Source organism: Desemzia sp. AGC72 (assembly GCF_057334175.1).
On the sequence record NZ_JBHFIG010000008.1, the window covers coordinates 1 to 23,058 of the forward strand.

Sequence of the window (23,058 nt, forward strand, 5' to 3'; positions counted from 1 at the left end):
CTTCAACCGTTCTTTTTTTGTGTTCACTACACGAAAAAACGAACATTAAATAGAAACGTATTGCAAAATGTATGATTTTATCTTGTTCTTTTATCAAATACCGGCTATAATGATGGAGCAAAAGAAAAATCTAATATAATTTAAGCGATATGGGCTTTGAAGTTTCTACTGAACACCGTAAAAGGTTCAACTATTAGAGAAATAAATAGAGCGTGTGATCAAGCTGACTATTAGCAGCTTGATGTTTTAATTGTGGATCAGTTTTAGAGTTATTATTGTTTTTTATTTTTTCCACAAAGACACCAGTGTTTCTTTAAAGAAACTTTTTGACCCTTTTTCTTACTTTATAAAAGAGCGAGCATTTCTTTTGTAAACTATAAAAAAGGCAGGGTATTTATTCAATGGATAATTTTTTTAAGTTTAAAGAAAACAACACGACTTTCTCAACAGAAATCATGGCAGGTTTGACAACTTTTTTTGCGATGTCTTATATCATATTCGTTAATCCAGCGATTCTTTCTATGACTGGAATGCCCACGCAAGCAGTATTTTTATCTACGTTAATTGCAGCCGCAATCGGAACTTTAGTTATGGGATTGTTTGCTAATGTACCGTATGCTCAAGCACCTGGAATGGGATTGAACGCGTTTTTTACATACACAGTTGTTTTTGCACTAGGTTTTACTTGGCAAGAAGCTTTAGCGATGGTATTTATTTGCGGAATCTTCAATATTTTGATCACGGTAACAAAAGTCCGTAAAATGATTATCCACTCGATTCCTATGAGTTTGCAACATGCGATCAGCGGAGGAATCGGAGTATTCGTTGCTTATATTGGAATCAAAAATGCAGGATTCTTACAATTTACTTCAGAACCTGGAAATATCCAAAGTATCAATAATGCTCCATTCGATGCAGCAGCTACCAGTTATGAAGGCGGCATTACCAGCATAGTGAGTGGTGGAGGAATCGTTCCAGCTCTAGTGAACTTTACCAGTCAAGGAGCTCTTTTAGCTTTATTCGGGTTGATTATTACGGTTATTTTATTGGTCTCGAAAGTGCGCGGAGCTATCTTGATCGGGATCGTAGCAACGACTATTCTAGGAATTCCGATGGGTATAGTAGATTTGTCAGGTATTTCAAATCCAGCAAATTCTTTAGGCAGTGCTTTTTCTGAATTAGGTGTTACTTTTGGAGCAGCTTTTGGATCAGAAGGTATGGCTTCTCTGTTTGGAGATGTATCTCGTCTGCCATTAGTTTTGATGACGATCTTTGCATTCAGTTTATCTGATGTCTTTGATACGATTGGGACATTTATTGGAACTGGACGGAAAACAGGTATCTTCTCACAAGAAGATGAATTGGCTTTGGATAACAGTACTGGGATCAAAACAAAAATGGACAAAGCACTATTTGCAGATGCGATTGCGACGTCTGTAGGAGCTGTTTTTGGAACATCTAATACTACTACATTCGTTGAAAGTGCTGCTGGTATTGCAGCTGGCGGACGTACAGGTTTTACGAGTGTAGTCGTTGCAGTAATGTTCTTATTGACTAGCTTATTTTCGCCATTAGTAGCAATCGTCCCAGGGCAAGCTACTGCGCCGGCGTTGATCATGGTAGGAATTATGATGATGTCTTCTCTGTTGGAAATCAACTGGGATGACTTAGAAGAAGCTATTCCTGCATTCTTTGCTTCTATTTTTATGGGTCTAGCTTACAGCATTTCTTATGGAATAGCAGCTGGGTTCATTTTTTACATCATTGTAAAACTAGCTAAGAGCAAAATAAAAGATGTTCACCCTGTATTAGGAGTATCTACAGCATTATTTGTCTTGAATTTCCTTATACTGGCATTTATTTAAAAACAACTACTTCACTAGGAGTCGTGGCAATTTAAAGTTGCTGCGACTCCTTTTTTGTATTACGCACCGGATTCTTTGAATTACAAAAGATAAAAACATATAATGAAAGCGAAGTGAAGAAATGAGAAAGCAGGTGGTCATTATGGAAAGAAAAGAACAACGAAAGGAACCTTTTTTTGCTCAAGACATCGCTACAGTTTTTCAAACGTTCGAAACATCTAGAGAAGGACTAACCACTGCAGAAGCAGGGAAAAGAATCGATTCTTATGGACACAACCAGTTAAATGAAGAAAAGAAAAAAAGTATCCTGGTTAAGTTTTTTGAACAGTTCAAAGATTTTATGATCTTAGTCTTGATAGCAGCCGCTTTGATATCAGCCTTTTTCGGTGATGCAGCAGATGCCGTGATTATTTTAGCCGTGGTTATTCTAAATGCTGTATTGGGTGTTTTTCAAGAAGCAAAGGCGGAAGAAGCAATCGATTCGCTAAAAAAAATGTCTTCACCTGAGGCACGTGTCCGGCGAGATGGGTCTGTCGTACATATCAAAAGTGAAGAATTGGTTCCTGGAGACATTGTATTGTTGGAAGCTGGAGATGTGGTGCCGGCTGATATGCGTTTGTTTGAAAATGCATCGCTTAAAATTGAAGAGTCTGCCTTAACAGGAGAGTCTGTACCGGATGATAAAGATATCGCCGTCATTACTGACGAAAATGCAGGAGTCGGCGATCGAAAGAATATGGCTTTCATGAACAGCAATGTCACTTACGGACGCGGAGAAGGTGTGATTGTTGCGACAGGAATGGCGACAGAAGTAGGGAAAATCGCTGAAATGTTGGCCTCCTCTGAAGAAACGATGACACCATTGCAACGCAACTTGAATCGTCTTGGAAAATATTTGACTATTGCGATTATTGCTATCGCAGTCTTGATGTTCATCGTTGGTTTAACAAACGGCAGAGATGTAGTAGAAATGCTGTTGACTTCGATTTCACTGGCTGTAGCAGCTATTCCTGAGGGCTTACCTGCTATTGTAACAATAATTCTTTCATTGGGGACACAAAAAATGGCTAAAAGAAAAGCTTTGGTCCGTAATTTGCCAGCTGTAGAAACACTAGGAAGCACAGATATTATTTGTTCAGATAAGACGGGTACGTTGACTATGAACCAAATGGCAGTTGAAAAAGTCTATGCGAACAATCAATTAAAAGATGCAGCTGATGTTGAAGTTAAAGATTTGCCAGTCATGAAAGTCATGATGTATGCGAATGATACGAATATTTCTGGAGAAGGGGAACTAATTGGGGATCCGACTGAAACGGCTTTGATTCAATATGCTCTAGATAAAGAGATTGATGTACAAGCTGCTTTAGCAAAAGAACCGAGAGAAGCAGAAGTTCCCTTTGAGTCAGAACGGAAATTGATGTCTACCATCCATAAAATGACTGATGGAATGTACTTTATAGCAACTAAGGGAGCACCAGACGAGTTATTGAAACGATGTACTAAAATCGACATCAATGGCGAACTTCAAACACTAACTGATGAAGACCGGAAAGCTATTTTGAACAGCAATCATGATATGGCGACACAAGCTTTGCGTGTATTAGCTATGGCTTATAAAATTGTCAGTGCTATTCCAGATGAGGTAAACACAAATACAGTGGAAACTGAATTAGTTTATGCAGGAATGGTAGGGATGATCGATCCGGAAAGAGAAGAAGCAAAAGACTCTATCGCTGTTGCTAAAACGGCAGGCATTCGTTCGATCATGATCACTGGAGACCATAAAGATACCGCTTCAGCGATAGCCCAACGGTTAGGCATTATTGAGGAAGGGCAAACTGATGCGGTCATCACCGGAGCGGAATTGGATCAGATCGATGATGCGACATTTGCTAAAACGGTGAAGAACTATTCTGTCTATGCCCGAGTATCTCCAGAACACAAAGTGAAAATTGTTAAAGCTTGGCAAAAAGCCGGCAAGATCGTAGCGATGACAGGGGATGGTGTCAATGACGCGCCTGCATTGAATACGGCCGATATTGGTGTCGGGATGGGAATCACAGGAACCGAAGTTTCTAAAGGTGCCAGTGACATGGTTTTAGCTGATGATAACTTCGCAACCATTGTAGTAGCTGTAGAAGAAGGACGGAAAGTATTTACCAACATCCAAAAAGCGATTCAATTTCTGTTGTCAGCCAACTTGGGAGAAGTATTGACATTATTCATTGCTACATTATTAGGCTGGAGCGTATTGTCTCCTGTCCATATTTTATGGATCAACTTAGTGACGGATACTTTCCCTGCAATCGCACTAGGGTTGGAACCTGGCGAGAAAGATATCATGCAGGAAAAACCACGCGGAAAAGAAGCGACGTTCTTCTCAAATGGAGTCTTGCCAAGTATTGTATACCAAGGAATATTAGAAGGTGCTATCACATTGATGGTCTACTGGTGGGCAACGCATAACCCAGTTCATGTCGGAAATGAAGAATTGATTCATTTAGATGCATTGACAATGACATTTGCCACGCTAGGATTGCTTCAACTTTTCCATGCCTTTAACGTGAAATCGATTGAAAAATCTTTATTTACAGTAGGCCTGTTTAAAAATAAAATGTTCAACTTGGCGATTGTATTTTCAGGAGTACTTCTGGGAATGGTCATTTTGATTCCTGGATTGAACAGTTGGTTCAACGTAACAACGTTGAATATGGAACAATGGCTGATTGTATTGGGAGCAGCTTTTTCAATCATACCAATCGTTGAAATTATTAAGTTCTTTATTCGGAAATTCAGCAAGAAAAACAACGGATAAAGACATAATTGTTTCGCTGCATAATAAAAAAATATAAAAGACCAGCTTCTATTATAAGAAGTTGGTCTTATTTGTCTGATTAGATTGCTTTTTTAGGTAAAAACAGTTACTATTTATAAGTCACTGAAATTTTTACTATTGAATTTCAGGACTGTCAGTCGGAAAGCTAGGCAGTCTGGGACCTTTAATCTTATGATATAACATTGCTTGCCAGTCATAGGGAAGCGGCCATTAAAGGGAGGATTTATATGACAGTAGTATCAATTATTTTAGTTTTATTATTATTTGTCGCTGTTTTGTTTGGTTTATGGAAAATGCAAGCAAAACATGTGAAGTTTTCAACTCGTGTTTTTACAGGTTTAGGAGCAGGGGTAGTATTTGGGGGACTGTTGCAGCTGATTTTCGGAGCTGACGGTGCGGTTACTACAGAAGCCATCAGCTGGATCAACATCGTAGGTCAAGGATACGTAAGGTTCTTGCAAATGTTGATCATGCCATTGATTTTTGTATCTATTATTGGAGCATTCACTAAAATTGAAACAAACAAAAACTTAGGGAAAATCAGTACTTCAGTTTTGACTACGTTATTAGCGACAACAGCAGTATCTGCTTTGATCGGTATGGGTAGTGTAATGTTGTTCAACTTAGACGGAGCTGAATTTGTTCAAGGAACAGCAGAAACAGAACGGATCGAACAAATCACAGAAACTTCAACACAAGTCGCAGATTTATCCATTCCAGAACAAATCGTCAACTTTATTCCAAACAACTTTTTCGCGGATTTAGCTGATTCAAGAGACACAAGCACGATCGCAGTAGTTATTTTCTCAGCATTTGTAGGAATTGCTTACATGGGAATTTCTAGAAAAGACCCTGAAAATGCATCTTTCTTCAAAAAAATTATGGACAGCTTGTATGCAATCGTTATGCGAATCGTGACATTAGTTTTACGTCTGTCACCATACGGTATTTTTGCTTTAATGACAAAAATGCTGGCAACAAGTGATTTTAATGCATTAGTAAACTTGGGTGTTTTCGTGATTGCTTCTTATGCAGCGATTATCGTGATGTTTATCATCCACATGTTGATCTTGACTGGATTTAAAGTGAGCCCGATTGCTTATTTGAAAAAAGCATTGCCAGTATTGAGCTTTGCGTTCACTTCTCGTTCGAGTGCAGGAGCATTACCATTGAATATTGAAACGCAAACGAAAGCATTGGGTGTAGATAGTGCATCAGCGAACTTCTCTGGATCATTCGGATTGTCGATTGGTCAAAATGGATGTGCTGGTATCTATCCTGCAATGTTGGCAACGATTGTTGCACCAACTGTAGGAATCGACATCTTTAGCCCAGCCTATATTTTAACATTGATTGCAGTTGTAACAATCAGTTCATTCGGAGTTGCTGGAGTTGGCGGAGGAGCAACATTTGCTGCTCTGATCGTTCTAGGAGCTATGGATCTGCCAATCGCAATCGTTGGATTGTTGATCTCTGTTGAACCAGTTATCGATATGGCTCGTACGATGTTGAACGTAAACGACAGCATGCTTGCTGGAGTTGTTTCATCTAGAGTAATCAACACATTAGATGAAGACGTATTGAACAACGACGAAGCTATCGTAACTAGCGAATACTAATTTAAATCAAGCTGAGATGCCCAACAGGTGTCCCAGCTTTTTTAGTTGCGCAAATGGAATCGAAGGAAACGGGGCATTGAGAGGACAAGAAGTTTGCGTTATTTTAATGAGATAAACAAATAAAAAAGGGCACGTAAATACAAGTTATGTATCCAAAATCGGAAAAGCAACGTAAAAAAGGCACGCAAAACAATTTTGCGTGCCCGTTATTCGAATCTCTAGTCAGAATCGGCACATAAATTTCCAATTCCGATTCTAAATGTGATACAAAAAAGATGTCTATGAACTCGTCATAGACATCTTGATAAAGATAAACTTATTCGTATCTTAAAGCTTCGATTGGATCTAATTTGGCAGCTTTACGAGCTGGATAGATTCCAAAGAAAATACCAACGGCACTCGAGAAGAAGAGCACCAATAAGACTGAACCAATCGTGATATTTGGTACGATATCTAAGGCGTTAGATACTCCTGTTGCCAATGCGATACCTAAAATCAGGCCGATGATTCCGCCAATCAGACAAAGGATAACAGATTCCATTAAGAATTGAACCAAAATCGTTCCTGTAGTTGCACCTAAGGCTTTACGAGTACCGATTTCGCGAGTACGTTCCGTAACGGAAACCAGCATGATGTTCATGACCCCAATACCGCCTACCAGTAAAGCAATAGCTGCTACTGCTGCGATAAAGTTGATAAACAAACTCAATACTTGATCCACTTGATCTAACGCTTGTAAGAAGTTGGTTGCTGAATACCAATTTTCTCCAACAGCATCGTGACGGGTTTCTAAAATGCGCACGATTTGAGTTGAGACTGATTCGATAGCATCTTTGCTGGAAACTTGAACGGTCAAGCTTTCCAAGCCGCCGATGTTAGGATCTAATTTTTCCATCGTTGTCAAAGGAAGTGCAGTATATACAGGCATTTGGCTCAAATCAAACGAACCTTGCAGATCTTGGAAAGTTCCTTCAACGACACCAATGACGGTTAAATCTAATTGGTTTCCAGACTCTCCGTCAAGACTGATCTGTTCGCCTAGTACGTCTGTACGGCCGTTAAATAAAGCGGAAGCTGTATCTTCACTAATGACTACGACATTTTTTCCGTCCGCATAATCTGTCTCATTGAAGTATCTCCCGTGAACGATTGTACTTTCCATAGCTTGGTTTGTGTATTGAAGGTCAGGTGTACCATAAGATACGACCGATTGTCGGCTCTCAAAATCCGAACTTACACCTGTAAAAGTTGTTGCATCAGGAGATATGCGTTCGATTTCTGGAATAGCATTTTTTAAAGCCATGATATCATTTTCTGTAATAGCTTCATCATCAGTCGCTTCTTCAGTCACTGACAACGAAATAGTAGAAGCTCCTAAATTGTTGAACGTTCCGGTGATTTCTTCGGTTGCTCCATTACCGACACCTAAAATAGCAATAACAGCTGCTATCCCAATAATGATTCCCAACATGGTTAGAAAGGAGCGCATTTTATTGGCCATAACACTATCGATCGCCATTTTAAAATTTTCACTAAAATTCAAAGCGTAACAGCTCCTTTCTAAACTAGTTTTTGTTCTTGCAAGTGGTCATTTTGGATTTCTCCGTCTTTGAATAAAACGATTCGTTTTGTATACTCAGCGACTTCTGGTTCATGAGTGACCATAACAACAGTAGTGCCTTCATTATTGATTTCTTGAAAAATACGCATGATTTCTAAAGTTGTTTTGGAGTCCAAGTTACCTGTTGGCTCATCAGCCATCAAAACAGATGGTTCGTTGACGATAGCACGAGCAATCGCTACACGTTGTTTTTGCCCACCAGATATCTCATTAGGACGGTGTTTTACTCGATTGCCTAAGCCTACTCGCTCTAAAGCTTTCAGTGCGCGTTCGCGACGTTCTTTTCTAGGGACGTTTGCGTAAACCATCGGCAGCTCAACGTTTTCAAGAATAGTCATACGAGGCATCAAGTTGAAAGATTGAAAGACGAACCCGATTTCTTTGTTTCGTACATGAGCACTTTCATTATCGGACAAGTTGCTGACATCTTGACCATTTAAAAAGTACGTTCCGCCATCAAAACGATCCAGCAAACCCAAAATATTCATCATTGTAGATTTCCCCGAACCACTTGGACCCATGATTGAAGTAAATTCTCCGTCATTTATCGTTAAAGTAATATTGTTTAGGGCAGTAAGAGATTCACCGCCAGTATGATACGTTTTAGTGATACCTTTAATTTCAATCAATGTTATCTACCCTCTATTCTTTTTCTTGAGTTGTTACGGTGATTCCATTTTTGACATCTTCGCTTGGTGAAAGAACAATTGTATCATCAGCCGCTAATCCAGATAAAATTTCAACTTTTGTAGCAGATTGGATTCCGATTTCTACTGGCTTAGATTTGATGACATCATTTTCTACAGTGTATACGAAAGGTTCATTATTGTTATTATATACCAGAGCTTCAATTGGGATCGTCATAGCGTTTTCGGAAGTATTCGTTGTGATTTCAACATCGATATCAAACCCAGGAATCAGATCTTCAGGATTTTCATCAAATGAAACCACAGCGTTTAATAATTGAGTGTTTCCAGTAGCACCAGGTGTACTTGTAGCTACAGGATCGACTTGCGAAACTTTTCCAGAGTAAGTTTGATCTCCGCTTGTTAATGTAGCTGTTTGATCTGCTTTAACTAATGGAGCATCTGTTTTTGTCAGTTGGATTGCTACTTCCAATTGAGACAAATCAGCTAAAACGACTGCTGGAGTTCCAGTTTGTGTACTTGTATCAGGCTCGCCTTCAGTAGCGTTGACAGCTGTAACTGTGCCTGAAAAATTGGCTTCAATAGGGACACCGCTGAATGAAATCAGTGTATCGCCTTCTTCAACTGTGTCGTTAACAGCAACAGGTAAATCTGATACCATCCCTTGGCCGAATACTTCTTGTGTTTCGCCAGGTTCAACCATTCCTGTCAAATTCAGTGTTTCATTGATGGTTTCTTCTGTTACTTTGTCTGTACGAACGGACATCGCCTCTTCTTCATTATTTGCGAAAATGACCGTGTACCCAATAAAGGCAACAGCTGCAATCGCAACTAGAATACCAATGATTTTTTTCCAATTCATTTCAAAACTTCCTTTCACTATCTATTAATATATATACTTCCTTATTATAGAGTGAAAAAAGAGTGCCGTCTATTGTGGTGCACAATCTTAATAATTAATTTAAAGTCTAATTTTTAACCTATTTCTTAAATTTCTGTATAATTAAGATATTAAAATAAGTGAGGCGTTGCTTTATGAAACAAGACGTTTTTGTAATTGGAGATATTCATGGAGAAATCAACTTGTTTAAAGAAATGCTGAAGTACTGGGACGAGAAGACACAACAACTTGTGTTGATTGGTGACTTAGGAGACCGGGGAGAAAATCCAAAAGAATGTTTTCAGTTAGGTTATCAATTAGTGAATGAAAAGGGAGCTGTCTGTTTAAAAGGTAATCACGAGGATATGCTTTTGCGTTTCTTGCGTCATCCAGAAGAAAATTATTCACTTTATGCATTGAATGGCGGCTTAAAGACGATTGAGACTTTTCTGCATACAGGCGCTGAAGCGGAATACTCTCCGACAGAAATGGCCAGCATGATAAAAAATCATTATCCTTGGTTGGAATCTTTTTTAGAAAACTGCCTTCTTTATTTTGAATGGAACGATTATATTTTTGTCCATGGCGGAGTGGACTTGTCTAAAAAAGACTGGAAGAAAACGTCGGATGAAGACTTCGTGTGGATCAGAGAAGGGTTTTATGATCAACAGAATCATACAGGAAGAAAAATCGTATTCGGGCATACAATCACACCTCTGTTATATGGTGATAATCAAACGACCGACCTATGGATCAAAGATGATCTGATCGGCATTGATGGAGGAGCTGTTTACGGAGGAGCGTTGCATGGCGTACATTTTGACCGAGATGGGATCGTGCAGGATTACCGAATCGATAACCGTGCAAAAAAATTGTGGGAATGATGGAAAATGCGTAAAACCTCAGAAACTTTTACTTTAGAACGTTCGGAGTTTCTGGGGTTTTTGACGATAAGTAAGGAATATGTTTATGGAACATCATTATAGAAGAAACTGAAGGAGAACACTATGATTCTATTTGAGAATGTATCTAAAGAGTATCAAGAAAATCAGCCGGTAGTATCAGAGTTGAATTTAGAAATTCAAGACAATGAATTTTTTGTGTTTATTGGTCCAAGCGGAAGCGGAAAGACCACGACGCTGAAAATGATCAACCGATTGATCCCATTGACTAAAGGTTATATCCGTATCAATGGAAAAATGATCAGCGAATATAAACTGAACGAATTGAGATGGAACATTGGATATGTACTGCAGCAAATTGCATTATTTCCGCATATGACAATCGAAGAAAATATCACGATCGTGCCTGAAATGAAAAAATGGTCTAAAGATGAAATGAGAAATAGGGTGACAGAGTTGTTGGAAAGCGTCGGATTAGATCCGGATACGTATCGCAATAGAAAGCCTTCAGAGTTGTCTGGCGGAGAACAGCAGCGTGTCGGAATCGTTCGCGCACTAGCAGCTGATCCGGACATTATTCTGATGGATGAGCCATTCAGCGCTCTCGATCCGATAAGCAGAGCGAGTCTTCAACAAGATTTATTGGAGATGAAAAAGAAACTCAATAAGACAATTGTTTTTGTGACACATGATATCCGAGAAGCTCTGTTGTTAGGAGACCGGATATGTCTATTCAATAAAGGGAAAGTTGCGCAGATTGGTACACCAAAAGAAATCGTACAACACCCTGCAGATGAGTTCGTGAGATCGTTCTTGAAAGCAGGAAACATACAACCAAAATCCAAAAAAACAGTAGCGGACATGATTCAAAGAGGCTACATAAATAAAAAGCTTACGCATCCAGTCAATGAGATGATTGTGACAGTGATGGACCCAATCGATAAATTGATGACGGTTTTGTCTATGCAGACTGAAGTTTCGGTAATTGACGAACAAGTTAATATTTTGGGAACCATTTCGCAACAGCAATTTCTTTCTTACCTGTCTCAAGATATACAGGAAGGAGAGAATAAATGATGCAGACTTTCATTGATACATTAATAGAACGAAAAGACCAATTATTATCTACGGTGATTGAACACATTCAACTTTCATTAATAGCCTTATTGATCGCTGTTTTTATTGCTGTTCCAGTAGCGATCGCGTTGACGTACCGCAAAAAACTTGCTAATCCGGTTATTCAAGTAACAGCTATTTTCCAAACGATTCCTTCATTAGCTTTGCTGGGACTGTTGATTCCGTTAGTAGGGATCGGTCGCGTACCTGCAACGATTGCTTTAGTGATGTATGCCTTGCTGCCGATTTTAAGAAATACATACATCGGTATTGCAGAGATTGATCCTTCATTGATCGAAGCTTCTGACGCGATGGGAATGAATGCTTTCCGTAAATTGATCAAAGTGCAGATCCCGATGGCTCTACCTGTCATTATGGGTGGAATCCGCAATGCGATGGTACTGATCGTAGGAACAGCAACGATTGCTTCACTGATCGGTGCTGGAGGATTGGGAGATTTGATCTTGTTGGGAATCGATAGAGGGGATAATGCCTTGATTTTATTGGGTGCTGTTCCGGCTGCTTTATTAGCTATTTTATTCGATATTTTATTAGGCGTGTTAGAAAAAATTTCGTTCAAGAAGTCTTTGTGGATCTTAGGTGTTGGAGTTTTACTTATTATAGTAGTGTTTATCAGTTCTTTATTTCCAAATACAGAAGAAAAAATCGTTATTGGCGGGAAATTAGGCGCAGAGCCGACGATCTTGATGCATATGTATGAAGACTTAATTGAAAGCCAAACAGATATCTCTGTGGAATTGGAACCTAATTTAGGAAAAACAACGTTCAACTTCAATGCTCTTCAATCTGGAGATATCGATATTTACACAGAATATACAGGAACTGTGTTAGCAACTTTTTTAAATGAACCACTTGACTCCTCTGATGGAGAAGCCGTTTATGAACAAGCTAAAATAGGGTTGGAAGAACAATATGATATGACATTGTTAGAACCGATGGCATTCAATAATACGTATGTATTGGCCGTTACAGAAGAAATGGCAGAACGATATGGTTTAGAAACGATTTCTGACTTGATTCCTATTTCAGATGAAATCAAAGCAGGTTTTACATTGGAATTTTCCGACCGACAAGATGGATATTTAGGGATACAAGAATTATATGAATTAACATTTGAGAATGTGGAAACTATGGAACCAAATATTCGCTATCAAGCTGTGGAAACAGGAGATGTGAATTTGGTGGATGCTTATTCTACAGACAGCGATATCGAGAAATATGGGCTGGCCCAGCTAGAAGATGATCAAGGACTTTTCCCTCCATATCAAGGCGCTCCTTTGTTATTAATGGAAACTCTAGAAGAGTATCCAGAATTGGAAGAGATTTTAAATCAGCTGGGTGGAAAAATAACGGACGACGAGATGCGTAAAATGAATTATGCAGTAGATGTCGAAGGCAAATCAGAAGATGAAGTAGCCAAAGATTTTCTGATTCAAACGAATTTGTTGGAAGAATAAAATCATCTGGCATTTATTGTCCAGATGAGATAGGCTGATAGAAGCGAATGATATAAAAAGAAGTAAAGGACGTAATATATGAAGATAGGCGTTATTTCGGATATCCACATTGATTCAAATAAAAAAATCGTTCCTGAAGGCAGTACATTTGCAGAAATTCTAGGCAATCAACTCAACCAACAGCAAATAGAATTGTTGCTATTGGCTGGAGATATCAGCAGCGACTATCTGTTGTCTCAACAGTTTATAGATGAATTGAAAAGCCAAACGAAATGTCGGATTTTATTTGTCCCGGGGAATCATGATTACTGGTCTAGGAAAAACGGCGAAGAAGATACGAACAAAATCTATCAATTCTTCAAAGCAAAACCAGAAAGTGTATTAGAAAGACCTTATATCATCAATGATGAGTGGGCGGTAGTAGGAAATTCCGGCTGGTACGATTACGGTTATGCAGATGGTGATCAATATACAGAAGAAGATTTTGACCGCATGAAGTACCGTGTAGGAGCTTGGAATGACAAGTACTATGTTCATTGGAATGAAGGGAATCAAGCAGTCGCACAATGGATGATGGATAAAATCGAAGAGGATATGAAAGCGGTCGGTGACAGAAAAATAATTTTGATGACGCATGTTGCCATGCATCCGCAATTTGTCATCCCTTTGCCGCACAGAATTTATGATTATTTCAATGCTTTTTTAGGCAGCTCGTCTTATGAATGGCTGTATACTAAATATCCAATCAAATACAGTATCATGGGGCATGTTCATTTTAGGAAAACTGTACGTGATGAAGAGCGGACCTATATTACTGCTTGTTTAGGCAATAAAAAGCATTGGGGAAAAAAGGACTTAGAAGCAGAAATCAAACGTACCATGGTGACGTTCGAAATTGAATAGATCGACTATTTTGAGGAGCAAAACTTGTATAGGTTTTGCTCCTTTTTGATATTTATAAGTTAAACTATCAGGTTCTATAACATTATGTCAAAAAAACAAAGAAGTATTAAAAGTCTAGGACTCTTAGATATTAGGAATAACTTAGGTATCATTTCTAAAGTAAAATAAAAAACTTCGGAATAGTCTTTCTTGCCAAAAAAGAACCCTATAAAAATAGGATTCTCGACACATGATCTTATAAAATTTCATATACTAAACAGTATCTTTGTATTGTTTTGAATCAAGAATAATAGTATAAAAATAATTCTTTTTGACTATTATTCTTGAACTAATTCGTTATGGAATAAAAAGTTTGTCAACCTTGGTATTTAATATCTTTGATAAAGAAAAGGCTAATTGTAAAGTAGGGTCATATTTATTATTCTCAATAGCGTTGATAGTTTGGCGAGTCACATTACAAGCTTTGGCTAAGTCTGCCTGAGTCAGTCCAATTTCTTTACGCAAGCTTTCTATTTTATTCTGCATTAATCTCCGCCTACTTTTTGCTTATTTACAAATAAACAGATACCTAAGACACTCATCATTGAAGAAACCATGGCAATAGAAAAATTAGAACTTTCAATTCCAAAGTGTAACAAATTCCATAGCATAGTCAACTCTTGAACATTAGCGACAGTCACTATAATTTGTATGATGTAATAGCCGAGGAAAAACACTAGCAATATACCAAAAGCATGAGTTGTGCTGCGTAGAACAATATATTTTTGCCTTTCATCTTTTGACTTAAAATAGGTGTAATATATTGCGTGTAAACCATAGATAGATGAAATCCATAAAAACAGATATATACCCCAAGAAGATAAAAGATAAATAACTTCGCCACTATTCATTACAATTCCTCCTTTAAATTTGTGTCAAAAACTTTTTACATTTGATAATTCATACTATAAACTATCTTATTAATAAAGTCAAAAGTTTTTGACTTTATTGAATAAAAAAAGAACCTTGCCAAAACAAGGTCTGTATACATTATTTAATCTAAATCCTTCTATCTTTTATACATTTATCATTTCTTATTCTTAGTTAGTTTATTAAATAATCTCGAGTAGAGATACCAATTAAAGCAAATACCAAAAAAGAATAAAACACCTGGAACCCATAATAGCTTATCGTTACTTTTAGCATATGCAGCATATACAAATCCAAGTAAAAGTAGCAACACAATGGCAACCAAATGAATGAGTATTTTCATTTTTTTCATATCAACTTTCTCCTATCCTTATGTAAAATAATTCTAAAAGTAATTAATTAAGGAAACAGAAATAGCACCATATTTATTCTTTAGTTTTAAGTTCACTTTATTTATACACATTAAGGAGCGAAACCGTAAAAAGTTAAGATAAAAAGTAAATATCCTAAAGTAATTATTCCTGTTAATATAATGATAGCTCCAATACTGATCACATATTTTAAAGAAACCAAATAGATATCTGCATTCATTATGAATTTTCTAAACAGGAGTATCAAGGTTACTCCTAAAGGAATAAACAACAAAAAATACAATGCAGTTAAACCATTATAGTAGAGGCTTATTCCTTGGGTAGGCAAAGATGTTTTAAAAAACAAAAAAAAGGCTAGTAGAAATACAATAAAAATTAAATTGACTACAACAGAATAAAGACGAAACGGCTTTTTGTATTTGCTCGGTAATTTAAGGCCGAAAGAGATTGAAACGTATATGATAGAAATGACGAATGCAACAATAATATTTGATGGAAACTGCATAGAGATTCTCCTTGCCTGTTTTAATAGTTTGATTCATTATATAACAAAAATCATTTTATAAATAGCAACCAACAGTTTACATGTCGCACCCATTGGCTTACATTTCCTTTTATTTGCGGAAAGACATGTTGCTCAAAGATGTATCACCTAATCCTAACTGTCAGGTAAAGATCATCTGCCTGTTAGGATTTTCTTATAGTCGATAGACTAAACGCTTTTTTTCACTCTCTTGTCTTTTATGATAAAATAGGGTGTATGTGTTTTATAGAGAGGAAGATAGTAATGGTTGAAATGAATGAAAATCGTGTATTAGAATTGTTGAATGCTGAATTGACGGCATACTCAAAAAAACAAATTACTACCGTATTGAATCTGTTAAAAGAGGGGAATACAGTTCCTTTTATTGCTCGTTACCGTAAAGAAATGACTGGAACATTAGACGAAGTACAAATTCGTGAAATTGAAGAGAGACATGCTTACTTAGAGACTTTAGAAAAACGTAAAGTAGATGTCCTAAAAACGATTGAAGAACAAGGCAAACTGACGCCTGAACTTGAAAAAGAAATCAAACAAGCAGATAAAATGCAGCTAGTAGAAGATTTGTATCGTCCGTACAAACAAAAACGCCGGACAAAAGCGACCATTGCAAAAGAAAAAGGACTTGGTCCGTTAGCAGACTGGTTATTAGCTTTTCCAAAAACAGATGTAACAGCAGAAGCTGAAACGTACATCAATGAAGAACAAGAAGTCTTTACAGCTGAAGATGCTCTGGCAGGTGCACATGAAATTTTAGCCGAGACATTTGGTGATGAACCTGATTATCGTCAATGGATTCGGGATTTCACGTTCAATAATGGACGAGTTGTTTCTACAGTTAAAGACGAAGGTGCTGACGAAAAAGGCGTTTTTGAAATGTACTATGACTACAGCGAACCCATCAAATCAGTAGTATCACATCGAGTTTTAGCAATGAATCGTGGGGAAAAAGAGAAAATATTGAAAGTCGCTTTAGAAATTGATGAAGATCAGATTTTTGCTTACTTAATGAAGCAAATCGTCAAAGATACATCTGCAAAATCAGCTCCTTATCTTCAAGAAGCTTATATGGACAGCTATAAACGATTTATTGGACCAGCGATTGAACGGGAGATTCGTTCGTCATTGACTGAAGCAGCAGATGAACAAGCTATTGCCATCTTTGGTGAGAACCTGCGTAACTTGCTGCTGCAACCGCCTTTGAAAGGGAAAGTCGTTCTAGGCTTTGACCCCGCTTATCGTACAGGCTGCAAATTGGCTGTGGTGGATGCAACTGGAAAAGTGTTATCCATTGATGTGATCTACCCGCATAAACCAGCTGGTGCTAGACAGCGTGAAGAAGCAGCTGTGCATTTCAGAAAATTAATTGAGACGTATGATGTAGAAATGGTGGCTATCGGAAACGGAACAGCCAGCAGAGAATCTGAATCCTTCGTAGCGGAAAACTTGAAACAGGTTGACCGAGAAGTGTATTACGTCATCGTGAATGAAGCTGGAGCATCTGTATATTCAGCCAGTGAAGAAGCACGGAACGAATTCCCTGATCTGGAAGTAGAAAAGAGAAGTGCAGTCAGCATTGGACGTCGTTTACAAGATCCATTAGCTGAATTGGTAAAAATTGATCCTAAATCTGTTGGAGTTGGACAATACCAACACGATGTTTCTCAAAAACGTTTGGAAGAACAATTGGACTTTGTTGTGGAAACGGCAGTTAACCAAGTTGGTGTAAACGTGAATACCGCTAGTCCTTCATTGTTGCAGCGTGTAGCCGGTTTGACGAAAACAACGGCTAAAAACGTTGTAGCTTATCGTGAAGAGAACGGCAGCTTTGAAAAGAGAAATCAATTGAAAAAGGTTCCTCGTTTAGGACCTAAAGCGTACGAACAAGCGATTGGATTCTTGCGAATCATTGGTGGAAAGAATGTACTGGATAATACAGGCATTCACCCGGAATCTTATGCAGAAGCAGAGCAAGTCTTGGAGTACGCTGGGTTGACTTTGAAAGACGTCGGAACAGAGGCTGCTAAAGAAGCTTTAGCTAAAGTGGATATCGCTGAACTCTCAGATAAAACTGGGCTAGGGAAAGAAACCTTAAAAGATATTCTAGATGCCTTAGTAAAACCAGGCCGAGATTTACGTGACGATATGGCTGCACCTTTATTGCGTCAAGATGTCTTGTCTATGGAAGATATCCAACCAGGTATGAAGATGGAAGGTACAGTTCGTAACGTAGTTGACTTTGGAGCGTTTGTGGACATTGGGGTCAAACAAGATGGATTGGTTCATATTTCCAAATTAAGCGATCGTTTTGTCAAGCATCCAACCAATGTCGTTGCTGTAGGAGATATAGTAACAGTGTGGGTAGATCAAATCGATGTCAATAAAGGACGCATTTCCTTGTCGATGATTGACCCTCAGAAAGCCTAAATTTAGGAGGTGTTTAACAAATGAGTACGGAGGAGTTGCAACAGTTAGTAGAAGAGGTTTCTCTGACTTATTTTAACGCACCTTTTCAACATCAAGCTATTTTTAATCAGCGGTTGAAAACAACTGGCGGACGTTATCATTTTGCCACGCACCATTTAGATTTTAATCCCAAGATCTTAGAGGTTTTCGGAAAAGAAGAGTTCTTAGGTGTTGTGAAACATGAGCTGTGTCATTATCATTTGCATTTATCCGGCAAAGGGTACCGGCATAGAGACCGTGATTTTAAAGAGTTGTTGAAACAAGTTGGCGGGTCTCGGTTCGTGCAGTCATTGAGGGAACCAAAACCGGAAAAGACCTATTGGATCTATGAGTGTAAGAAGTGTCAGCAAAAGTTGTATCGACAAAGAAGGTTTAATACCAGCCGCTACATTTGTGCAAAATGTAAAGGAAGTTTCCAGTTGATGACAGCTGAAAAAACAACAGCAGAATAAAAAGTTTAAAGAGGCGAGGCAGATAAAAAGATGCTGCTCGTCTCTTTTGCTACAATAAGGACAATGAGAATGCCTAGAAAGGAAGCGAGGAGTATGGCGGATATCGGTTTGGAAAATGAACGATTGATTATGGAAAAGTTGCCTGAGTATATAGATCCAGTTAAGAAAAAACAAGCTCTTCAAGAAACAGAAAAAATATTTCGCTCATTGGAAGATATGCCTCAACGTTCTAAGAAGTGGCAAGACTTTTTGTATATGCCTTTGCTTACGAAACCTAAAACAGACTACCGTTCAGTTGTGCCGGTCACGATTGAGAAAAGCAACCGTGTTCGTCCATACTGGAAAAGCTTGCTGGAACAGGCGCTCAAACCTTTGGATGAACTTGAACATGTTTCAGTAGCTGACTACGGAGCTGTCGGTGATGGAAAATCGGATTGTACAGAAGCTTTTAAAGCAGCCATCGGCAAAGGAAATCGCAGAGTGTTCGTTCCTGAAGGTGTTTACCGCATACGCGGGTTGAAGTTGCCATCCTATACGGCGTTGATTGGATCCGGAGTCGAACGAACGATATTGAAGCTGGTTGATGAAGCACCAAAGAAAGAAAAGCTGATAACAAATCAGAATTATGTCAAAGGAAATCAATGTTTGAAAGTTGCTGACCTGACACTGGATTGGAATGTTGAGCGGTTATCCAAAAATGAGAAAACGTCAGCTGGTGGAACGTCTTCAAGTGGCATAACTTTAGCTCATGTGCAATTTGCGTGTATTAAAAACGTAAAAATCTTCAATCCCGGACTGCACGGAGTCGATATTACTTCTATTCGATACAATTATTTTGGCGATGGCAGGAGATCTGTTTTGGGCAGCCGTTTTGTCTGGGTGGATCAGGTCGAAGCTAGCGGATTTGGAGATGATGGTATCACGACTCACCACAGCGATGATGTCTGGGTTTCCAATTGTTATTTGCACCACCCAAGTGGAAGAGCGCATGAAAAAGGCTACTCAAACTCTAATGGAATTGAAGTGGATGACGGATCTCAACATGTTGTTTTATCCAATAATCGCACGGCTTACTGTTTTGGAGGCATCGAAATCAAAGCACATGCCACCAGTTCTGCTGCATCGGACACTCAGATCATCGGACACTATTCAAAACAGGACAATCGTGCTTATAATTTTCGACACATTGGTCATCATCGAGATGAGGATCAATATTCTCAATCCGCTTACAGCATCCGAGCGACTTATTTAGTAGCGGATTCCCCGCAAAAAACAGAGTTGTATGTTGGGTCAACACCGCGAGCGTTAGTTGTTTCAGCGTATCAAAAAGTGGCTGTTCATCATTTTGTTGCAATAGAAACTAGTCATGAAAAAGACCCGATAGCCATTTCTGTTCAATATAGAGCTAATCAAGTTCGATTGAAGAATGTGATACTAAAAGGATACGAACGAGCTGAAAAGCCGATCAGAGTAGCTGAAACGACTGATAACATAAAAATCGAATAAAAAAAAGATTCCCTTTTCGATGAAGGGAATCTTTTTTTTGATATTAAACTTTAACAGGTTTAGTGGCAATGGATTTGTAGGCTTCGGGTCTAAGACCAGGAATAGTCAGCATAATCATGAAGCTTGCGAGATACAAAACGGAAAGGAATCCCATAACGATCACTAAGTTGTAATTGTCCATCAGAAAACCAATTACAAGTGAAGAAAATCCACCGATTGCTCGACCTACATTCAATACTGCATTGTTGGCAATGGAGTGGATGCGTGCGGGATAAAGCTGACTCACGATAGCTCCGTACCCTGGAAACATTCCATTTACGAAGAAACCTACGAACGCTCCGCCGAATAAAAGTGTCAGTTGGCTATTCGCATAAACGAATAAGAATACAGATGCTGCTGAGATCAAAAGGAAAACGGCGAAGATATTACGCGGACCAAACTTGTCCAATAAACGCCCGAACGTCAGCATCCCAGCACACATTCCGGCGATTGTAACGACCATCCATAATGACGATCCGGTAACAGTCAAACCGATTTGCTGCTGCAAAATGGAAGGCAGCCAGTTCATTAATCCGAAGTAACCGGCGATTTGGACGGTTGTCATAAACATTAGTGAAAGAGTGGTGCGTGTTAATTCTTTAGTTTTAAACAATTCTTTTAGAGAAGGTTTTTCTTTATTGATCTCTTCAGTAGACGCCATCAGTTCAAACTCTCCGTCTAGTGAAGTGTGCAGCCAAATGACAAGTAGGATAGGAATCAAACCGAATAAGAATAAGGCTCTCCAACCGAACAGCGGAATCATGGCACCTGCTAATAAAGCTGCAGCGATGGAACCAATTTGCCCGGCGACTCCGTTCCAAGATGACATCACGCCTAATTTTTCTGGAGGGGAGACTTTAGCGATGATACTAATGGCGATCCCGTATTCTCCACCAGCTCCGATTCCTGCGATGAAGCGAAGAAGACAAACCCAGAAGAACGAATCTGCAAAGAACAAAGCGGCGGTAGCGAGTGAAAAAATGATGATGGACCATTTGAACAACTTCAGGTTGCCTCTGCGATCGGCTAAAACTCCGAATACCAAACCGCCAAGCAGCATACCGAGGTTTGTGATGGTAGAAATAAACCCTCCTTGCGTCCCTGTAATACCAAGATCTGTGATGATAGAAGACAAAGCGAATGACAAAAACATGACATTCAAATCGTCCATCCCAGAACCGGCTAAGGCAGCAAAGAGGGCTTTCTGTTTATTTTTGGGCATAGTTGTACTAGCCATAACGACATCTCTCCTTAAAATGGATGCTCTCTGTCATCCTTTATTTTAGTTCCAACACAGTATAGCCATTATTTTTTGATCTGGCAAGCACTTTTTTTTGCATTGACATCTGCAAATCGATTCGCTAAGATTAGACACAATGAAAATAAATGATTTCCTTAATTGAGTCCTGTGAGGCTGAAAGGAAGTGCGGAAAAGCTATATTCTCTTTGCGCTCCTATGCCCATTTTTTAGGCTAGGAGTTTTTTTGTGGCTATTTTTACAGTGAGTGGAAGAACGAACAAAACCAAACCGACATGGAGGATAAAAAAATGATAACCAAACCTATTATTGCTTTGGACATGCCGTCTAAAGCAGAAGCGATGCCTTTTCTAGAGGCTTTCGAACAAGAATCTTTATTTTTAAAAGTTGGAATGGAATTATATTATAGCGAAGGTCCAAGTTTGATACGTGAGTTAAAGGAAAAAGGTCATCAAATTTTTTTAGACCTAAAATTACATGATATCCCCAATACGGTTTATCGGGCGATGAAAATTTTGGCAGCTTTAGAAGTGGACATGGTGAATGTGCATGCAGCTGGCGGGAAAACGATGATGGAATCGGCCATGATAGGGTTAGAAGAAGGTACCAAAAAGGGAGCTACTCGTCCTTTACTGATCGCCGTAACTCAACTGACTTCTACTACAGAAACGACGATGCAGAACGAACAATTGATTGGACATTCGTTAGAAAAAAGCGTTACTCAGTATGCCAAATTGACTTATCAAGCTGGATTGGATGGGGTAGTATGCTCCGCTTTGGAAGCTCGTATGATTCATGAAGCGACTAGTCAGCAATTCTTGTGTGTGACTCCAGGCATTAGACCTGTAGGTGTTGATGTTGGAGATCAAAAACGTGTAGCAACCCCTGAATCAGCGTTAAAAGAAGGCGCCACTCACATTGTGGTGGGACGCCCGATTACCTACGCTGAAAACCCAGTAAAAGCTTATGAAAATATCAAGAACCAATGGAATGGAGAGAAATAAGATGAATCTAAAGACTAAATTTGCAGATTTATTATTGGAATGTAGAGCAGTCAGTTTAAGTCCGAAAGCACCTTTTACCTGGGCGAGCGGCATCAAAAGTCCGATTTACTGCGACAATCGCATTACAATGAGTTACCCAGCTGTTCGTAAAGAAATCGCTAAAGGATTGGCTGATTTGATTCGACAATTTTATCCAGATGCTGAAGTGATTGCTGGAACGGCTACAGCTGGGATTCCTCATGCTGCTTGGGTAGCGGAAGAATTAGATTTGCCGATGATTTATGTCCGTGGCAAAGCTAAAGATCACGGCAAACAAAATCAAATCGAAGGACGCCTTAAAAGTGGACAAAAAGTGGTTTGTATTGAAGATTTGATTTCTACAGGTGGAAGTGTTATTGATGCTAGACTAGCTATTCAACAGGATGGTGGAGAAGTTTTAGGATGTGCAGCTATATTTAGTTATCAACTTCCTGCAGCGAAAGAAAATTTCGAAAAATCTGGATTTGAGATACACACACTTTCGAACTATACTGCTTTAATCGGGCAAGCTGTAGAAAAGGGCACTATTGACTTGGAAGAAAAACAGTTGCTGGAAGAATGGCGGAAAAAGTCTTGTCAATGGGGTAAATAAAATAAGAGCAA

The 23,058-nt window shown here is 38.8% G+C and carries 19 protein-coding genes and 1 riboswitch; of the genes, 12 read left to right on the top strand and 7 right to left on the bottom strand.

The genetic code is table 11. The annotated features are described in order from the left end of the window. The first annotated feature begins 111 nt into the window (after positions 1–111). A riboswitch (purine riboswitch) is annotated at positions 112–213 on the top strand. 188 nt (positions 214–401) lie between these two features. From ACE025_RS05075 to ACE025_RS05085, 3 genes are all read left to right on the top strand, one after another. Further along, positions 402–1,865, top strand: a complete 1,464-nt coding sequence (locus ACE025_RS05075; RefSeq protein ID WP_485938096.1) for an NCS2 family permease — start codon at positions 402–404, stop codon at positions 1,863–1,865. A 142-nt stretch (positions 1,866–2,007) separates the two neighbouring features. Continuing rightward, positions 2,008–4,683: a cation-translocating P-type ATPase gene (locus ACE025_RS05080; RefSeq protein ID WP_485938098.1), complete on the top strand. Its 2,676-nt coding sequence runs from the start codon at positions 2,008–2,010 to the stop codon at positions 4,681–4,683. Between the two features lie 248 nt (positions 4,684–4,931). Continuing rightward, positions 4,932–6,323, top strand: a complete 1,392-nt coding sequence (locus tag ACE025_RS05085; protein WP_485938100.1) for an L-cystine transporter — start codon at positions 4,932–4,934, stop codon at positions 6,321–6,323. Between the two features lie 316 nt (positions 6,324–6,639). On the opposite strand, the gene ACE025_RS05090 is transcribed toward ACE025_RS05085, so the two are convergent. Genes ACE025_RS05090 through ACE025_RS05100 form a run of 3 tightly spaced genes read right to left on the bottom strand, consistent with a single transcriptional unit; the run spans position 6,640 to position 9,453 of the window. Further along, complete coding sequence (locus ACE025_RS05090) at positions 6,640–7,866, bottom strand: ABC transporter permease (protein WP_485938102.1); 1,227 nt, start codon at positions 7,864–7,866, stop codon at positions 6,640–6,642. 17 nt (positions 7,867–7,883) lie between these two features. Next, positions 7,884–8,573 (bottom strand): ABC transporter ATP-binding protein, encoded by a 690-nt coding sequence (locus ACE025_RS05095; RefSeq protein WP_485938104.1) that lies wholly within the window; start codon positions 8,571–8,573, stop codon positions 7,884–7,886. Between the two features lie 13 nt (positions 8,574–8,586). Next, the gene (locus ACE025_RS05100; protein ID WP_485938106.1) at positions 8,587–9,453 is read right to left on the bottom strand and encodes an efflux RND transporter periplasmic adaptor subunit; all 867 of its coding nucleotides are present in this window, start codon (positions 9,451–9,453) and stop codon (positions 8,587–8,589) included. 173 nt (positions 9,454–9,626) lie between these two features. Between ACE025_RS05100 and ACE025_RS05105 the strand changes: the two genes are divergently transcribed. The 4 genes from ACE025_RS05105 (at position 9,627) to ACE025_RS05120 (ending at position 13,870) form a co-directional block, all read left to right on the top strand. Then, complete coding sequence (locus ACE025_RS05105) at positions 9,627–10,355, top strand: metallophosphoesterase (protein WP_485938108.1); 729 nt, start codon at positions 9,627–9,629, stop codon at positions 10,353–10,355. A gap of 123 nt (positions 10,356–10,478) precedes the next feature. Further along, positions 10,479–11,450: an ABC transporter ATP-binding protein gene (locus ACE025_RS05110; RefSeq protein ID WP_485938110.1), complete on the top strand. Its 972-nt coding sequence runs from the start codon at positions 10,479–10,481 to the stop codon at positions 11,448–11,450. Beyond that, positions 11,450–12,967, top strand: coding sequence for an ABC transporter permease/substrate-binding protein (locus ACE025_RS05115; RefSeq protein ID WP_485938179.1), 1,518 nt, complete (start codon positions 11,450–11,452; stop codon positions 12,965–12,967). The genes ACE025_RS05110 and ACE025_RS05115 overlap by 1 nt, the downstream gene beginning before the upstream one ends. Positions 12,968–13,045: 78 nt before the next feature. Then, the gene (locus ACE025_RS05120) at positions 13,046–13,870 is read left to right on the top strand and encodes a metallophosphoesterase (protein ID WP_485938112.1); all 825 of its coding nucleotides are present in this window, start codon (positions 13,046–13,048) and stop codon (positions 13,868–13,870) included. Positions 13,871–14,206: 336 nt separating this feature from the next. On the opposite strand, the gene ACE025_RS05125 is transcribed toward ACE025_RS05120, so the two are convergent. From ACE025_RS05125 to ACE025_RS05135, 3 genes are all read right to left on the bottom strand, one after another. After that, positions 14,207–14,395, bottom strand: a complete 189-nt coding sequence (locus ACE025_RS05125; RefSeq protein ID WP_485938114.1) for a helix-turn-helix transcriptional regulator — start codon at positions 14,393–14,395, stop codon at positions 14,207–14,209. After that, positions 14,395–14,760, bottom strand: a complete 366-nt coding sequence (locus ACE025_RS05130; RefSeq protein WP_485938116.1) for a hypothetical protein — start codon at positions 14,758–14,760, stop codon at positions 14,395–14,397. The genes ACE025_RS05125 and ACE025_RS05130 overlap by 1 nt, the downstream gene beginning before the upstream one ends. Before the next feature lie 176 nt (positions 14,761–14,936). After that, positions 14,937–15,131, bottom strand: a complete 195-nt coding sequence (locus ACE025_RS05135) for a gauf-3-monomer (protein ID WP_485938118.1) — start codon at positions 15,129–15,131, stop codon at positions 14,937–14,939. A gap of 806 nt (positions 15,132–15,937) precedes the next feature. On the opposite strand from ACE025_RS05135, the gene ACE025_RS05140 reads away from it, so the two are divergent. The 3 genes from ACE025_RS05140 to ACE025_RS05150 all read left to right on the top strand — a co-directional run bounded on the left by ACE025_RS05140 (position 15,938) and on the right by ACE025_RS05150 (position 20,115). After that, positions 15,938–18,118 (top strand): Tex family protein, encoded by a 2,181-nt coding sequence (locus ACE025_RS05140; protein ID WP_485938120.1) that lies wholly within the window; start codon positions 15,938–15,940, stop codon positions 18,116–18,118. A 20-nt stretch (positions 18,119–18,138) separates the two neighbouring features. Beyond that, on the top strand, positions 18,139–18,609 hold the full coding sequence (locus ACE025_RS05145; protein WP_485938122.1) for a SprT family protein: 471 nt from the start codon (positions 18,139–18,141) through the stop codon (positions 18,607–18,609). A 93-nt stretch (positions 18,610–18,702) separates the two neighbouring features. Next, positions 18,703–20,115, top strand: a complete 1,413-nt coding sequence (locus ACE025_RS05150; RefSeq protein ID WP_485938124.1) for a glycoside hydrolase family 55 protein — start codon at positions 18,703–18,705, stop codon at positions 20,113–20,115. A 43-nt stretch (positions 20,116–20,158) separates the two neighbouring features. Here ACE025_RS05150 and ACE025_RS05155 read toward each other — a convergent pair whose 3' ends face one another. Further along, the gene (locus ACE025_RS05155) at positions 20,159–21,391 is read right to left on the bottom strand and encodes an MFS transporter (protein ID WP_485938126.1); all 1,233 of its coding nucleotides are present in this window, start codon (positions 21,389–21,391) and stop codon (positions 20,159–20,161) included. A 311-nt stretch (positions 21,392–21,702) separates the two neighbouring features. Between ACE025_RS05155 and pyrF the strand changes: the two genes are divergently transcribed. Together pyrF and pyrE are read left to right on the top strand one after the other, a co-directional pair. Next, the gene (gene pyrF / locus ACE025_RS05160; protein WP_485938128.1) at positions 21,703–22,416 is read left to right on the top strand and encodes an orotidine-5'-phosphate decarboxylase; all 714 of its coding nucleotides are present in this window, start codon (positions 21,703–21,705) and stop codon (positions 22,414–22,416) included. Between the two features lies 1 nt (position 22,417). Next, the gene (gene pyrE / locus ACE025_RS05165; RefSeq protein ID WP_485938130.1) at positions 22,418–23,047 is read left to right on the top strand and encodes an orotate phosphoribosyltransferase; all 630 of its coding nucleotides are present in this window, start codon (positions 22,418–22,420) and stop codon (positions 23,045–23,047) included. Positions 23,048–23,058: the final 11 nt, after the last annotated feature.